The sequence below is a fragment of the Xylophilus ampelinus genome (assembly GCF_003217575.1).
Taxonomy (GTDB): domain Bacteria; phylum Pseudomonadota; class Gammaproteobacteria; order Burkholderiales; family Burkholderiaceae_C; genus Xylophilus; species Xylophilus ampelinus.
Genome location: NZ_QJTC01000025.1, coordinates 1 through 15,362 on the forward strand (window position 1 = coordinate 1; position 15,362 = coordinate 15,362).

Sequence of the window (15,362 nt, forward strand, 5' to 3'; positions counted from 1 at the left end):
CTGCTCGGCCGCTTCGGGCTACGCCCTACGCGTCCGAGCAGCGCAATGAAGAAGACCCGGGTGGGTCAGATTTACTTCGGCGATTCGACGGGAAGCGGGTCAGATTTAAATCGGCGTTGACACGCAGTCTGCCCCGGACGACGCATCCGGACACCGCATGCCTAATCGCGCGTGCCTCGTCGGCATGGACGTGTGAGGTCATGGTCATAGGATGGGCGGGGTGAACTGCTTCACGAGTGCTGCCTGCAGAGGCAGGTATCTCACCTTGGCGGCATCCTTCATGGCGTCCAGGATGTCACGCGCACTGCGCAGGGCCGTGCTGTCGGGGTGCAGCGAACGGGCCCCGCTGCCGTTGTCGCCATGGACACCCGTGTAGTGCCCCGCCTCGGGGTAGGCCTGCCGGATTACCGCATGGACGAGGCCGCCCAGCGTGGGGCCCTCGGCGTCGTCTATCTTCACCAGCTCGCGTTGTCCTTCGCGGATCTGCTGGACATGCACTCCGTCGGACGAGACGACGATCACGTGGGCCGGTTCGTAGCGCTTCTCAGCGAGGTCGCTCAGCTCCGCCTCCCGCTTCAGGTCGATCTTGTCGTAGGTGGTGTCGAAGGTGTGGCGCCGGGCGTGGCCGGCGTCATCGAGCGTGACCAGCTCGATCCGCTTGCGCAGCAGGCTGGTCAGCAGCCAGCTGAAGGACTCGGCATCGCGCACGCTGAGCGGGCTGGAGAGCGTCATCTCGCCGATGCGGGCGGAAACCTGCGCGGCGGCTTCCCGCACGGCCTCGCGGCGCTTCTGCTCCCGCGCAGCTTCCGGCGTGTCGGCATAACCGCCGGCCTCTCGGAAATGGGCGTGGTGGACGTTCTCGGTGGCGATGTCCAGCAGCCCCTCGGTGACCAGCAGATCCTTGCCGAGAATGGCCGCATGCGTGGCCTCCTTGATTGCACGCATGGACTGGTCGCCGCTATAGGGAAAGAACCAGCGCGAGCGTTCGGCTGGACCGTTTTCGCCGGCACGGTGCTCGTCCTCCAGCCCGCGACCCAGAAAGTAGCTCTTGTTGTTGGTCCATTCGAGCACTTGGCGGCCGGCGTCCTTGTGTGCATCGAAGCGGCGGAAGCGGTCTTCGTCGAGGTCGAATACCCACCCGTCCTGAGCGGGGTTGCCAGTGGCCTTGAGCAGGTGGCCGGAGCGAGGCTCCATGACTTGATCGCCTTCCCCGGGCAAGACGGGATTCGGTCCCTTCATCGCGTGAAAGCGCTTCTCAAACTCGTAGGTATTGATCTGCTCGAAGTACACGACCTGACCCAGGTCCTGCACGTCCTTGCCCGGGGCCTCCGACCCGGCGCCCTTGCCGGCATCGGGGTCGATCTTCAGCACGCGAAGCAGCATGCCCGGCACCGACACCACCTCGCCCTGCGCCAGGTCGCTGACTTTTGCGAAATTGACGCCGCTGAGCATTTTGGCGTGGATGCGCAGGCTTCGGTCCCGGGGGGCGCCCGCGTTGATGCCTGCGCCGAAATAGGCGGCCATACGGCCCGAGGTGGTGGCGGAGTACATCTCGGTGAGGGCGACTACCTCGCCTTCGGTCACGGCCTTGGTGGGCGCCCGGCCCTCAGAGACCGGTGCGCCGAAGCGGGTCTGTCCGCCGGGCGGTATGTAGGCGGCCTCGGTGACGGCCGCCCTGTCCAGGTTGGCCGGATACTTCGGCGCGTATCGCGCTGCCAGGTTCACGTCCAGGATCACCCTGGGGTCCACCAGGCCATCGCTGCCGTCGGGCGAGTGGGCCGCGGCGGTCAGCACCATGTGCGGAACGCTGATCTTGCTGTTGGCGCGTATGGGCTGGTATTGCAACTGGCCGATGTAGTCGAAGCGCAGCGGCAAATGAAACGTGCCCGACTCGACGGTGTAGAGGAACGCGGACGAGGTGGCGCGCTTCCGCAGCAGCCTGGAAACTGGCGGCAGATCCGTGTCGCCGCGCGGCGTATGGATGCCAGGCGCGGCGGCCATCAGCGCCGTGGTGGGCCATGCGGCCATCTGGCCACGGCGGGTCCAGGTGGTCGCGTCGCGGGGCACGTTGGCGGTGTCGAGGAACAGATGTGCGCGTGCGTGCGCCGGCCGGCCCCGGCCGCTGTAGTCCAGGTTGACTTCCTGGAACCGGCTGGTTTGCGGGCTGTCGCCGCGCGCTGTCCACAGGTAGCGGGCGGCCTGGCTCTGGTGCTCGAAGGTGGCGCGGTCCTTGGGGTCGAGCAGGCCGACGTCGTACCGCAGGGGCTGGATGTCCGACGCCCCCGCAGCGGGACCGGTCGCCTCGATGAGCGATTCCAGCTTCTCCTGAAGCCTCTCGTCCATTTCCCGCTCGCGGTCCGGATCCATCGGCTGCGAGGCATGTCGGATCGAATCCTGCACCGCCGCCAACTCCGAACCGATCTCACTGAAACGGCCGGCATCGCGCTCCAGCGGGAAGCGGCTGAGGTGTTGCCGGACGCCCTCCATGCCCTCTCGCAATGTCAGCAGCATCATCATCGCCGTTCGGTTCTCTTCCAGTTTGCGACCGGACAGCCGGGTGGTGGTATTGGAGAGTTCGGTGATGGCACGGTCCAGCATCGAGACGCCGATGTCTTGGGTTTCGTGGCTCATCTGGTGGTCGTATGCGCTGGCGTTCTCGCCCACCACGCCCGCGCTGTTGAGCAGCGTGGTCATCATCGGCTCGTACAAGGTGTCGGCCCGGCCGATGAGCCGTGCCGTCAACGAGGCGCCGATGAGCCGGCCCGCGGGATGTCCGTCACCGCCAGACGTCGTGAAGGCGTTCGAGACGCCACGCGTCAAGTTGTAGAGGGTGTTGTAGAGCAGGGTGAGCGAAAGGTGCGCCGCCGCATGGTGAACGGGGTTGCCCGCGCGGGACTTGAGCCATTCGACACCGCCCTTGGCGACGGAAGCACAGGCCAGCGACAGCACATCTCCCGCATTGCCGCGATTCAGGCCGAAGGATTTCTGCAGTTCCATGTTGAGGCACAGCCGCAGCATCTCCTCGCAGCCGGGCAGCAGACCTCTGACGGCGAACCTGCCCAGTCGCCCCTCGGGCGAGCCGAAGTGCGTCGGCATCATGCGGCCGAACTGCCGCATGGCGAAAGTGGTGGCTTCCTGCGAGACCACCATGCAGCTCACCGCCTTGGCCAGTGTGTCGACACCGATGTCGCCACCGCCTTGGCTGCTGAGGCCCGCCACGCCGATGCTGTCGGCCGCCATCCGACCCAGCATGTTGAATCCCCACACCACCCCGACCTTGGTCGCCACCTTGACGCCGATGTTAGCCATCCAGTCCAGCGCGCGTTCGTTGTTGACGCCCAGGACGGGCTGCGAACTCATCAGCCGCAGCACGATGCGTGCGGTACGCGCCACCTGGTCCGGCAGAGACGAGGCGTGCCGGATCAGCGGGCCGGCAGGCAGGGTCTCGCCGGTCGAGACGACCAGCGCAGGTTCGGCGGTGCCGGATCTGCTTGCGTGGACGCCGTTGAACTGGCCTTCGTAGGAGTAGACGTCGATGTCCGCCTCGACGCCGTGGCCGGCCTGCATCGTGCCCGCGCTGTCGCCATAGCCCCTTGTGGCTACCGGATGGACCAGCTTCATGCGCACGCCTTTGTGGCTGAGGGTCAGTTCATGCACGGCCTGGTCGTCCGTGGTGAATCGGATTACCACCGGCCTTGCCGACGTGGCGCTCGACGAAGCGTCCGCTGCGGCCTGTCCCAAGCATGCGTGCAGCACGCCCCGCAGTGCCTCGAAGGCCCGTGCACCCTTGGCTGTCTTGACGCCTGTCAGATCGTCCGGCCCTACCACCTCCCATTGGTTGATGCCCCGGATCTTGGCCAACACCGGCCCGCCGACGTTCACGGCCGAGGGCGGGTGCTCCAGGTCCCCCGCAGTCTGCGCCCGCAGGGCGAGGGGACGTTCGTGCGGCAGGGTGGCGCGGCCCTGGAATTCCTCATAGCCCTCCAGACTGGTGATGAGGAACATCCGCTCAGTTCCGTAGACATGCGGGGTGAGGGCAGTGAGCCCGTTGGGCAGGGTGGGGCCGAAGCCGGGCAAGGTGGCGGTCTCCGGGGTGGACCACCACTGCGCTTCGAGTGGCATGGCGCTCGGGTTCCAGGGTTCCTGCATGATCGGATCGTCGGATTCGGCCTGCGAGCGGCGGGCATGCAGTTCGGAGACCATCGACAAGGCCTTGATGTCGGATCGCAGCGGTGTTTCCATGTCGCCGCGCGCCGGGGCGGTGTGACGCCGCATGCCGCCGGCTGCGCGTTCCAGGTCCGTTTCAGGCGCCGTGTCCGCTGGATCGTCGCATTCCGCACGAAGGCGCTGCACCAGCAGGCCGTCCGCCGCGTCCAGGGTTTCCAGATCAGCTAGCTTGATCAGGCGGTCGCCATAGCCCTTGATGAAGTAGCGCGGTGCGGTCTCCCCGGGCAGCGTCACGCTCACGACCGGCAGGCGCTCCGCCATCGTCATGCCGTGGGGCCCATGCCCCACCAATTTCAGAATGTGGGTGTGGTCGTTGAGGCTTTGCAAACGTAGGCCGGCGGAGGCGGTGGGCACCAGCCGGGCTTCGAAGCGGCTGGTGAAGCGCGCCATGTCGTCACTGGTTGCACCGTAGTCCTTCTTGAGGTGGGCCAGCCGCTCAGGCGAAGGAGGCGTGTTCATGCCTTTGCCAGGGGAAAAAAGTCGTTCGAGTGCCTCGATCGGCATTGGGGACATGGACTGCTGCGGCGACGCGGTGCCCGATGGGCCGGGCAGGAAGTCGTAGGCCGACAGATGGCTCAGGGCCGATACGTCCGTGCGCCGTGAATGCCCGCTGGTGGAAGTCCCCGGCGGCGACGACCCGCCGCTGTCGGGGGGGCTCGCGAGGGGCGACAAAACTCTACCGGCCTCACTTTGAGGCAGCCTGCCGGATCCCGCCGACGAGGGCGTATCGGGGAGTGGAAGTTCTTCCTTGCCCTGGGAAGGCACGGCGGGATTGATGGACGTCAAGATGACCATGGCGAAACTTCAATCTGAGGGGTGCAGGCAGGGGAGCGGATGCGGGTGCTGAGGCTAGACATACGGATGCCGCTGGCGTTTGCCGAAGCGCGACGCCGTTTGGTTCCGCGAAGCGCAAGACGTTCATGTGCCCGCCGCGCTGTGGACAGCGGGCCGATTAACCGTGGCGCATACCGGTGCGGCCGGGCGGCAGGGTCACGTCTTGCGGCCCCCGCTCTCCAATCGTTTCATCGGACGGGCGGTCCAGGGCGGGCTAGGTGTGGAAATCGACACCAAATGGCACCCGCGGATGGCGCCCTGCAAATGGAAAAGCCTTTTAAGTCGTTGACTTAAAAGGCTTTCATGATCTTGGTGGCGCTTCACGGATTCGAACCGCGGACCTGTGGATTATGATTCCATCGCTCTAACCGACTGAGCTAAAGCGCCAAGCCGTCGAGTATAGCAACTTTGTTGCGCTGCCCGGCGGTCTCAGCCGTTGGTAAAGGTGGGGGGGCGCTTGTTGACGAAGGCGTCCATACCTTCCTTCTGGTCGGCGGTCGCGAAGAGAGCGTGAAACAGGCGGCGCTCGAATATCACGCCGTCCGACAGGCCGCTTTCGAATGCGCGGTTGACCGATTCCTTGGCGGCCATCGCGGCGACCTGAGAGAACGCGCAGATCTGCAGCGCGGCGCCCAGCACTTCGTCCATCAGCTTGTCGCAGGGCACCACACGGCTGACCAGGCCCGAGCGTTCCGCCTCGGCGGCGTCCATCATGCGGCCGGTGAGGGCCATGTCCATCGCCTTGCTCTTGCCCACCGCGCGCGGCAGGCGCTGGGTGCCGCCGGCGCCGGGAATCACGCCGATCTTGATCTCGGGCTGGCCGAACTTGGCGTTGTCGGCCGCGATGATGAAGTCGCACATCATCGCCAGTTCGCAGCCGCCGCCCAGCGCGAAGCCGCTCACCGCCGCGATCACCGGCTTGCGGATGCCGCGGATCCGCTCCCAGTTGCGGCCGATGTAGTCGCTCTTGTAGACGTGGGCGAAGTCGTACTTGGCCATCGCGGCGATGTCGGCGCCTGCGGCGAAGGCCCTTTCGCTGCCGGTGATGACGATGCAGCCGATGGCGCTGTCGGCGGCGAAAGCGTCGAGCGCCTCGCCCAGTTCGTCCATCAACTGATCGCTCAGGGCATTGAGCTGCTGGGGGCGGTTCAGCATCACGATGCCGACCTTCTCGGCTTCGGTGCGCACCTGGATCGTTTCGTAAGCCATGCGCTTGTCTCCTCTTATGGGTTGGGGGATGGCAAGGAAATGTCGGGCCCGGCTCGCCGTCAGGGGGTGGAAGCGCAGGCGGACGCGGCATCGGCCGACGAGAGCCAGGCGGCGAGCCGGGCCGGATCGCGTGCCACCAGGCGGGCGGTGGTGTCGGCCGCGGGCAGTTCCAGCGGCAGCTTCATCATCCGGCGGTCGCGGGCGACCCAGGCGGTGCACCGGCGCTCGGCGCCCAGGTAGAGCGAGAGGTCTTCGAGCTTGGCGAGGCGCCAGGCTTCGCCGCCCACGTCGATGCCCAGCCACTCGTCGCCGGCCGCGAAGCCCGCCGCCTCGGCCGCGCCGCCGCGCAGCACCGCCTTGACCTGGATGCCGGCGGTCTCGGCCACCCGCAGCCCCAGGCGCTGCGCCGGCTGCGACGGGTCGGCCAGCATCTCGACCCCGTGCGCCTGCAACAGCGCCGTCAGGGGCAGCTCGTCGGTGCCGTGCACCCAGGCGGCGATTTCCGGCGCCAGGCTGCGGCCGGCGACGGCCTCCAGCACGACCAGGACATCGGCCTCCTGCATCGGGCCGGCCGCGCAGCGCTGCCACAGGCGGCGCATCACGTCGTCCAGCGACGGGACCGCGCTATCCAGGGCGTGCGCCGTATCGCCGCGCAGGGTCAGGTCCAGGCACAAGGCGACCAGCGCGCCCTTGGTGTAGTAGCTGACAGTGGCGTTGGGGGTGTTCTCGTCCTGGCGGTAGTACTTGACCCAGGCGTCGAAGCTGGCCTGTGCCACCGATTGCACCTGGCGGCCGGGCGTCTGCAACACCTGGTTGATCGTCTTGTTGAGCAGCCGCAGGTAACCCGCATCGTCCAGCAGGCCGGCGCGGCGCAGCAGCAGGTCGTCGTAGTAGCTGGTGAAGCCTTCGAAGAACCAGAGCAGCCCGGTGTAGTTCTCCTGGCGGTAGTCGTAGGCGGCGAACTCCGACGGCCGCAGACGCTTGACGTTCCAGGTGTGGAAGTATTCGTGGCTGATCAAGCCCAGCAGGGTGGTGTAGCCATCGGACCGTTTGGGTTCGCCCACGCGCGGCAGGTCGCGGCGGTTGCAGATCAGGGCGGTGCTGTGGCGATGCTCCAGGCCGCCGTACCCGTCGTCCACCGCGTTGAGCATGAAGACGTACCGGTCGTGCGGCGCGGCGCTGCCGTCGGCGTGCCAGAAGGCTATCTGGGTTTCGCAGATGCGCTGTACGTCGGTGAGCAGCCGTGCGCCGTCGAAGCTGGGCGCTGCACCCGCCACGACGAAGCGGTGCGGCACGCCGCCGGCCACGAAGTCGCCGCTCCAGAAGAGGCCCAGTTCCACCGGGCTGTCGGCCAGGGTGTCGTAGCCATCGGCTCGGTAGGTGCCGAAGCCGTGGGCATCCACCGTGTGCGGGCGCAGGGCGGTTGCGGCCGACCAGCCTTTCATCGCGGGCGATGCCGCCAGTTCCACCGCGTGTGGCGTATCTTCCTGGCCCTCGACCCGCAGGCACAGGCCGGTGCCGTTGAAGAAGCCGCGGCGGCTGTCGAGCCAGCAGGCGCGCACCGAGTGGTCGTACGCATAGACCTCGTACGTCAGCACCAGCGGCGCACCCGCAGTGCAGGCGATTTGCCAGCTGCATTTGTCCAGTTGTTCGACCGCCAGGCCCGAGCCGTTCTGCGCAGCGGTCAGCTTCTGCAGATGGCGGGCGAATTCGCGCACCAGGTAGCTGCCGGGGGTCCACACCGGCAGCGACACCCGCTGCAGCGCTGCGGGCGCGTCCACCGTCAGCGTGACCCTGAACAAATGGGCGTGCAGGTCGGCGGCCTCGACACGGTAGTGCACAGGGGGCAGGGCGGAGGACAGTGGCGGCATTGCGTGGGGGCGGACGGTGTCGGCGAGAGAAGCTGCGGCCAAGCCGCAGCAGAGGCGTATAGGGCGCGCTCAGCGCGTGGCGGCCAGGCGCTGCTCGATCTGCTTGGCGTCGATCGCGCCGGGTACCCGGGTGCCGTCCGCGAAGACCAGGGTGGGCGTGCCGGTGATCTTGAGCTTGCGGCCGAAGGCCACGTTGCGGCTCACGGCGCCGGTGTCGCAGCCGGCCGCGGCGGTGATCGGCTTCTGTTCGAGCATGTGATCCTGCCAGGCGCGGCCCTGGTCCTTGGCGCACCACAGGCGGTTGGCTTTGTCTACCGAATCGGCGCCGAGGATCGGGTAGAGGTACATGTAGATCGTCACGTTGTCGATCGTCTGCAGCTCTTTCTCGAAGCGCTTGCAGTAGCCGCAGTTGGGATCTTCGAACACGGCCAGCTTGCGCTCGCCCTTGCCGCGCACGATCTTGAACGCGTCGCGGGCGGGCAGGTCGTCGAAGTCGACCGCGGTGATCTTGTTGACCCGTTCTTCGGTGAGATTCTTGCGCCCGCGCGTGTCGAGCATCTCGCCGTGCAGCACGTAGTCGCCCTTGGCGTCGGTGTAGAAGATATCGGTGCCCATGCGGACTTCGTACAGGCCGGGCATCGCGCTCTTGCGTACCTCGTCGATGTTCTGCAGCTGCGGCACGCGGGCCGCCAGGTTCTTGCGGATCACCGACTCCTGGGCATGCACCCCGGTGGTGGCCAGCAGTGCACCGAAGGCCAGGGTGCAGATCGAAAGGGGGCGGGACAGGTTCACAGGATTCTCCGGAAAGCGCGACGTTGTGGGGGGCAGGGCTTGCGCAGTGGGAGTGCGCCGTGCCGCAATAGGTTCACAGTGTTCCCATCGCCCGCTGGGTGAGCCAGGATTTGACCGGGCCGCTGGCGTCGAAGCCGCGCATGCCCCAGTTGCGCAGCGTCTGCCAGGGCGGGCCTTGCTGCGAGAAGAGCTGCTGCAAACCATCGGTCGCCAGGCCCATCGGCAGCAGCGCCGAGCGGCGGGCCCGCTCGTACTGGCGCAGCAGCCGCAGGTCGCCGGGGCTGCGCCAGTAGTCGCGAGCCTGCAGCACCCGGGCCAGTTCGGTGGCGTCGGCCAAGCCGATGTTCAGGCCCTGGCCCGCCAGCGGGTGCACCGTGTGGGCGGCGTCGCCGGCCAGCACCCAGCTGCGCGGGCCGGCGGTCGTCGTGCGGGCCGCGGAGCCGTCGGTCGGCAGCCGGCCGCACCAGCGGTCGGCGCGGGCCAGTTGCAGGGGCCAGTCGCTGCGCGGGCTCTGCAGTATCAACGTGCCGAGCGCCTTGCCGCTGCGGGCTTCCAGCTCGGTGGCGAAAGCGGCATCGTCGAGTGCCAGCAGCTCCGGCGCGCGGGCCGTGTCCACCGACCACACCAGGGCGACGGTGTGGCCCCGCGCGCCGCCCATCGGCAGCAGCGCAAGGATGCCGTCGCGGAGGAACCATTGGCGGGCGATGCCGCCGTGCGGTTGCTCGCAGCGCAGCCGCGCCGCGATCGCCCGCTGGGGATAGGGCGTGGATGCGAAGGTCACGCCGAAATCCTCGCGGGTGACGCTGGCGCGTCCTTCGCAGACCGCAGTCAGCGCCGCGGAGCGTGGCGCATCCATCACCTCGACCAGCGGCTGGAACCGCACCGCGTCGGCCAGCCGGGCCTCCAGCGCCGGCACGTCGACGATCCAGGCCAGCGCATCGACCTTCTGCGCAGCGGCATCGAAGCGCACCGCGCCGCCGTCGTCGCCGAAGACCTGCATGCCCGAGACCGCGGTGCAGGACACCGCGTCGGGCCAACCGCGCAGCGACTGGAGCAGCTGCCGCGACGCATCGTTGATCGCGTAGGCCCGCACGTCGGGAATGTCAGGAGAGGCCGTCGCGGCGGAAGCCGGCTGTGCGACCAAGCCCACGCGCAGGCGGTCGCGCGCCAGCAGCAGCGCCAGGGTGCTGCCCACCACGCCGGCGCCACGGATACAGACATCGAGAGGAGGAGCCATGCGGCCCATTGTAGGGAGGGCAGGGCGGTCGAATGTCGGGCTGCGGGGCGCAAGCCGGTCGCGGCGGCCGCGCCGCGCCGTCGCGAGCGGACGGGGGGAGCCCGGGAGATGCATCCGGGCGGCGGTCAGGCGCCGGTCAGAAGGTCACACCGGCGCAGAGCACGATGTTGGCGTAGGGCGTGCACTCGCCGGTGCGCACCACGGCCCGGGCACGGGCGCACAACCGCTTGAGCCGGGCGTGCGAGACTGTCTCGGGCACCACCGGCAGCATGCCGTCGCACCAAGGCGGCAGCGCGCCGGGCGTGCAGCGGTCCAGCGCCTCGCGTGCCAGCAGGGCGCGCTCGACCTGCATCTCGGACAGCACGACGCGCAACACGTCCGCGACGCGCGGGATGCCCGGCGTCAGTGCCAGGTCGATGCGCCGCGGCCCGTCGGGGATCGGCAGGCCTGCATCGCCGATGACGACCATGTCGCCATGGCCCAGCGCGGCGATCACCCGGGAGAGGTCGGCATGCAGCAGCAGGGAACGTTTCACCGCAGCAGGGTCCAGTCGGGAGGCAGGGGGCTGCGCAGCACGGCGTCGCGCAGCGGAATCGACGGTTGCGCACCGGGCCGGGTGATGCAGATCGCGGCGGCGCGGATGCCCAGGCGCACCGCGTCGTCCAGCGGCTGGCTTTCGCCGAGGGCGGTAGCGAGTGCCCCGAGGAAGGTGTCTCCGGCCGCAGTGGTATCGACGGCTTTTACGACGGGCGCCGGATGGTGGCGCGCACCGGCCGCATCCGCCGCCACGGCGCCCCGGGCACCCAGCGTGACGACGACGCGGGCCACGCCCCGGGCACGCAGTGCCTGGGCTGCCGCCGCCACCTGCGGCAGGGCGTCGGTCGGCTGGCCGCTGAGGGCGCATGCCTCCATTTCGTTGACGACCAGCGTGTCGATCTGCGGCCACAGCGCGTCGTCGACGGGTTGCACCGGCGACGGGTTCAGCAGTACCTTGCAGCCGGCGCGGTGCGCCACGCCGATCGCCAGAGCCACCTGGTCCAGCGGCGTCTCGAACTGGGCGACCAGAAACGCCGCACCTTCCAGCTGGCGTGCCAGGGCCGCGGCGTCGATGCGCACGCGATCGTTGGCGCCCGGTACCACCACGATCCGGTTCTGGCCGTCGTCCTCCACCATCACCAGCGCGGTGCCGGTCGGCACGGTGTCGACCGCCTGCAGGCCGGCGGTGTCGATGCCGTCCTGCTCCAGCGCGTGGCGCAGGGCCTGGCCGTGGGCGTCGGTACCGACGCAGCCGACCATCCGCACCCGCGCGCCCTGGCGTGCGCAGCCGACGGCCTGGTTGGCGCCCTTGCCGCCGGGCAGGCTGGCGATCGAGCGGCCGATCAGGGTTTCGCCCGCGCCCGGCGCATGCGGCACCCGCAGCACCAAGTCCATGTTGAGGCTGCCGACCACCACGATGGCGGGCGGCAGGCGAAGGAGAGAAGCGGTGTCGGACACTTGACGCGGGCTCGGCTGAGGAAAAAGATTCAGGAACGGAGCGCGGACGGCGTGTCAGTGCCGGACCGTTGCGCGCACGGCGCGGTCGAGGCGCGCACCCGCAACGCGGGCCGCAGCATCATCTTGCGCGCCTCGCGGCGGTGGCCGCCGATGCGCTCCAGCAGCATGTCGACCGCCAGTGCGCCGATGTCGCTCTTGGGCTGGGCGACGGTGGTGAGCGGCGGGCTGATGAAGGCCGCCAGCTCGATGTCGTCGAAGCCGACGACCGACAGCGCCTCCGGCACCGGCACGCCCGCTTCATGGGCCGCGCGCAGTGCGCCGATCGCCATCAAGTCGTTGCAGACGAACACGGCGGTGGGCCGCCGCGCGGCGCGCAGCAAAGCCTGCGTCGCCTCGTAGCCGCCCTGGCTGTTGAATCCGCCGCGCCACAGCAGCGATTCGTCGGCGGTCTGCGGCGCGTCGCCCTCGGCCAGCGCCGTGCGCCAGCCGTCGATCCGTTGCTCGCTGGGCGTGAGGCCCGGCGGGCCGCCGATGCAGGCGATGCGCCGGTGGCCCAGGGACAGCAGGTGGCGCACCGCCAGCAGGCCGCCCTGGAGGTGGGCGGTCTCGACCAGGTCGCAATGGGGGTCGGCGATCTCGCGGTCGACCAGCACCGTGGGCATGCGCAGGCCGTCGAGCTGCCGCACCAGCGAATCGTCGTCGCCGGTCGAGACGACCACCAAGCCGTCGATGCGGCGCTCTGCCAGCACCTGCAGGTACACGCTCTGGCGGTGCGGCTCGTCGTCTGTGTTGCACAGCAGCAGCGTGTAGCCGGCGCCGAAGCAGCGGTCTTCCACCGCCCGCACGATCTCGGCGAAGTAGGGGTTGGAACTGTTGGGGATCAGCATGCCGAGCGTGGCGGTGGTGTTGCTCTTCAGGCTGCGGGCCACCGCGCTCGGCACATAGCCGAGGGCACGGATCGCCTGCTCCACCCGGGCCCGGCCTTCGGCGCTGACACGGCGGGTGCCGTTGACCACGTGCGAGACGGTGGTGACCGACACCCGTGCCTGCAGCGCGACGTCCTTGATCGTGGCCATCGGCGTGCCCCGCTCAGGCTAGCCGGCGGTCGGCGCGGCGCTGGCGCACGGTGTCGAAAATCACCGCCACCACGATCACCGCGCCGGTGATGATCCGCTTGCTCGGCTCGCTGGCGCCGACTTGGGCCAGGCCCGCCTCCAACACCGCGATGATCAGCACGCCGAAGAAGGTGTTGACCACCGAACCGCGCCCGCCCATCAGGCTGGTGCCGCCGATGACCACGGCCGCGATCACCTGCAGCTCGATGCCGACGCCGGCGTTCGGGTCGGCCGCCTCCAGCCGGGCCGACTGCATCAGGCCCGCCAGTCCGGCGAGCAGCCCGGTGATCGCGAATACCGCGATCCGGATCGGCCGCGGATCGACGCCGGCCAGCCGCATCGCCTCTTCGTTGGTGCCGATGCCGACCACGTAGCGGCCGAAGACGGTGCGCGACAGCACCAGCTGGCCCACCACCACCAGCAGCAGCGCGAGCAGGAAAGCGACCGAGATGCCGCCGATCCACGGTGCCGCCAGGCCCGAGATGGCGTCGCCCACGTACTGGGTGCGCGAATCGGTCACCAGGTAGGCGCCGCCGCGCACCGCTTCCAGCATGCCCAGCGACACGATGAAGCTCGGCAGCCGCCACGCCACCGACACCGCGCCGGTGACCGCGCCGCAGAGCAGGCCGGTGGCCAGGCCCAGCGCTGCGGCGGCCGGCACCGAGAGCTTCCACTGCAGGATCGCCGCGGCGGTCACGGCCGCGCTCAGCGCCAGCACCGAGCCCACCGACAGGTCGATACCCGCGATGATCAGCACGAAGGTCATCCCCACCGCCATGACGGCCAGGGCCGGGATCTCGTTGGCGATGGTGACGAAGGTCTCGCGGGTGAGGAAGTATTCGCTCAGGCTGCCGAAGAGCGCGACCATGCCGAGCAGCACCACGGTCAGGCCGACATAGGTGCCGAGCTGGCCGCGCAGCGGGCCGGCGGCCGGTGCCGCGTTGGCCGGAGAAGGTGCAGGGGTGGGCGTGGTCATGGTGCTGTCGAAAGAGAAGGGTTCGGGGCGGTGGGGCCGCCCTCGCCGAAGGCGGCGGCCAGAAGCGACTGCTGGTCCCACCGGCCCCGCTCGAAGACCGCGACCAGGCGGCCGGCGTGCATCACGCCGATTCGGTCGCACAGGGCCATCAGCTCGCGCAGGTCGCTCGACACCATCAGCAGGGCACGGCCCGCATCGGTCATGCGGTCGAACTCGGCATACAGGTCGGCGCGGGCGCCCACGTCCACGCCGCGGGTGGGCTCGTCCAGCAGCAGCACGCGGCATTCGCGGTGCAGCCAGCGGGCGAAGACGACCTTCTGCTGGTTGCCGCCGCTGAGCGTGGCGACGCTCTGCTCTTCGCTGCGGGAGCGGATGCGCAGCGCCTTCACCAGCCGCCGGGCGATGCCGCGCTCGTGCGCCCGGCGCAGCCAGCCGCCGCGGGCCACAGCGCCCAGGTCGCTCAGCGTGGCGTTGACCCGGATCGACTGCGGCAGCAGAAGCCCCTGCGACTTGCGGTCTTCGGTGACCAGGCCGATGCCGGCGCGGATCGCCTGCATCGGCGAGCGCCAGCGGCCGGTGCGGGCCGCAGGCTGCGGTGCTTCGGGCCAGCAGAGTTCGATGCGGCCGCGGTCGGCGGCGTCGGCGCCGAAGAGCAGCCGCACCAGCTCGGTCCGGCCCGAGCCGACCAGGCCGGCGATGCCCATCACCTCGCCGGCGTGCAGGTCGATATCGACATCGCGCACCGCCTGCGCCCGGCCCAGGCCGCGGGCGCGCAGCAGCACCGGGCCGGCGGTGCGGCGGGGTCGGCCGTCGTGCTCGTGCACCGCGCGGCCCACCATGCGCTCGACCAGCGCGGCCTCCTGAACGCCGGCCATCGGCCGCACGTCGACCAGGCGGCCGTCGCGCAGCACCGCCACCCGGTCGGCGATGCGCTGCAGTTCTTCCAGCCGGTGCGACACGTAGACGATGGCGACGCCGCGCGACGCGAGCCGCGCGATCTGCTCGAACAGGTAGTCGGTCTCGCGCAGCGTCAGCATCGCGGTGGGCTCGTCCAGCACCAGCACCCGGGTGTCGTCCAGCAGGTTGCGGGCGATCTCCACCATCTGCTGCTGGCCGATGCCCAGGCGCGAGACCGGCGTGCCCGGGTCGATGTGCGCCAATCCGATCTTGTCGAGCTGCAGCCGCGCCGCGTCGTGCAGCGCGGTGCGGCTCAGCCAGCCCAGGCGATGCGGCAGCCGGTCGAGCAGCAGGTTCTCGGCGACCGAGAGCGTCGGCACCAGGCCCAGCTCCTGCATCACCATGCGTACGCCGCGGGCCTCGGCCTCGCGGCGCGACATCGGCGCGAAGGATTCCCCGCCTAGCTGCATGTAGCCGCGCGTCGGCGTGGTCAGGCCGCAGAGGATCTTGGAGAGCGTGCTCTTGCCCGCGCCGTTCTCGCCGGTGAGCGCCAGCACCTCGCCGGCCTGCAGCGCCAGGCTGATGCCGTCGAGCACCGAGGCGGCGTAGTCCTTGCCGATGCCGTGGAAGGCCAGCAGCGCGGGCCGGCCGGCCTGCGCGTCGCCGGAGAGCGGTGGGTGGGCCATCGGTGGAGCGGTGCGGTCGCGGGT

Annotated in this window: 10 protein-coding genes and 1 tRNA gene; all 11 read right to left on the reverse strand. The window is 69.5% G+C overall.

Annotation, left to right across the window (positions count from 1 at the left end):
• Window positions 1-204 precede the first annotated feature (204 nt).
• Window positions 205-5,022 (reverse strand): hypothetical protein, encoded by a 4,818-nt coding sequence (locus tag DFQ15_RS14270; protein WP_146228757.1) that lies wholly within the window; start codon window positions 5,020-5,022, stop codon window positions 205-207.
• 349 nt (window positions 5,023-5,371) lie between these two features.
• Window positions 5,372-5,448: transfer RNA gene (locus DFQ15_RS14275), tRNA-Met, on the reverse strand.
• 42 nt (window positions 5,449-5,490) lie between these two features.
• On the reverse strand, window positions 5,491-6,270 hold the full coding sequence (locus DFQ15_RS14280) for an enoyl-CoA hydratase (RefSeq protein WP_110466626.1): 780 nt from the start codon (window positions 6,268-6,270) through the stop codon (window positions 5,491-5,493).
• Window positions 6,271-6,329: 59 nt separating this feature from the next.
• Window positions 6,330-8,141, reverse strand: coding sequence for a M61 family metallopeptidase (locus DFQ15_RS14285; protein WP_110466627.1), 1,812 nt, complete (start codon window positions 8,139-8,141; stop codon window positions 6,330-6,332).
• Window positions 8,142-8,210: 69 nt separating this feature from the next.
• Window positions 8,211-8,933 (reverse strand): DsbC family protein, encoded by a 723-nt coding sequence (locus DFQ15_RS14290; protein WP_374941032.1) that lies wholly within the window; start codon window positions 8,931-8,933, stop codon window positions 8,211-8,213.
• Between the two features lie 73 nt (window positions 8,934-9,006).
• Window positions 9,007-10,170 (reverse strand): FAD-dependent monooxygenase, encoded by a 1,164-nt coding sequence (locus DFQ15_RS14295; protein ID WP_110466665.1) that lies wholly within the window; start codon window positions 10,168-10,170, stop codon window positions 9,007-9,009.
• A gap of 136 nt (window positions 10,171-10,306) precedes the next feature.
• The gene (gene rbsD / locus DFQ15_RS14300; protein WP_110466628.1) at window positions 10,307-10,705 is read right to left on the reverse strand and encodes a D-ribose pyranase; all 399 of its coding nucleotides are present in this window, start codon (window positions 10,703-10,705) and stop codon (window positions 10,307-10,309) included.
• The gene (rbsK, locus tag DFQ15_RS14305; protein WP_110466666.1) at window positions 10,702-11,601 is read right to left on the reverse strand and encodes a ribokinase; all 900 of its coding nucleotides are present in this window, start codon (window positions 11,599-11,601) and stop codon (window positions 10,702-10,704) included. Before rbsK ends, rbsD begins: the two co-directional genes overlap by 4 nt.
• 92 nt (window positions 11,602-11,693) lie before the next feature.
• Entirely contained in the window at window positions 11,694-12,740 is a 1,047-nt protein-coding gene (locus tag DFQ15_RS14310) for a LacI family DNA-binding transcriptional regulator (protein WP_110466629.1), read from the reverse strand.
• A 13-nt stretch (window positions 12,741-12,753) separates the two neighbouring features.
• On the reverse strand, window positions 12,754-13,755 hold the full coding sequence (locus tag DFQ15_RS14315; RefSeq protein ID WP_110466630.1) for an ABC transporter permease: 1,002 nt from the start codon (window positions 13,753-13,755) through the stop codon (window positions 12,754-12,756).
• Window positions 13,752-15,338, reverse strand: a complete 1,587-nt coding sequence (locus DFQ15_RS14320; RefSeq protein WP_110466631.1) for a sugar ABC transporter ATP-binding protein — start codon at window positions 15,336-15,338, stop codon at window positions 13,752-13,754. The genes DFQ15_RS14315 and DFQ15_RS14320 overlap by 4 nt, the downstream gene beginning before the upstream one ends.
• Window positions 15,339-15,362 lie beyond the last annotated feature (24 nt).

Excerpts from the sequence above, each read along its gene's own strand:
- DFQ15_RS14270 (WP_146228757.1), bottom strand. The coding sequence starts at position 5,022 with ATGGTCATCTTGACGTCCATCAATCCCGCCGTGCCTTCCCAGGGCAAG.
- DFQ15_RS14280 (WP_110466626.1), bottom strand. The coding sequence starts at position 6,270 with ATGGCTTACGAAACGATCCAGGTGCGCACCGAAGCCGAGAAGGTCGGC.
- DFQ15_RS14285 (WP_110466627.1), bottom strand. The coding sequence starts at position 8,141 with ATGCCGCCACTGTCCTCCGCCCTGCCCCCTGTGCACTACCGTGTCGAG.
- DFQ15_RS14295 (WP_110466665.1), bottom strand. The coding sequence starts at position 10,170 with ATGGCTCCTCCTCTCGATGTCTGTATCCGTGGCGCCGGCGTGGTGGGC.
- rbsK (WP_110466666.1), bottom strand. The coding sequence starts at position 11,601 with ATGGACTTGGTGCTGCGGGTGCCGCATGCGCCGGGCGCGGGCGAAACC.
- DFQ15_RS14310 (WP_110466629.1), bottom strand. The coding sequence starts at position 12,740 with ATGGCCACGATCAAGGACGTCGCGCTGCAGGCACGGGTGTCGGTCACC.
- DFQ15_RS14315 (WP_110466630.1), bottom strand. The coding sequence starts at position 13,755 with ATGACCACGCCCACCCCTGCACCTTCTCCGGCCAACGCGGCACCGGCC.
- DFQ15_RS14320 (WP_110466631.1), bottom strand. The coding sequence starts at position 15,338 with ATGGCCCACCCACCGCTCTCCGGCGACGCGCAGGCCGGCCGGCCCGCG.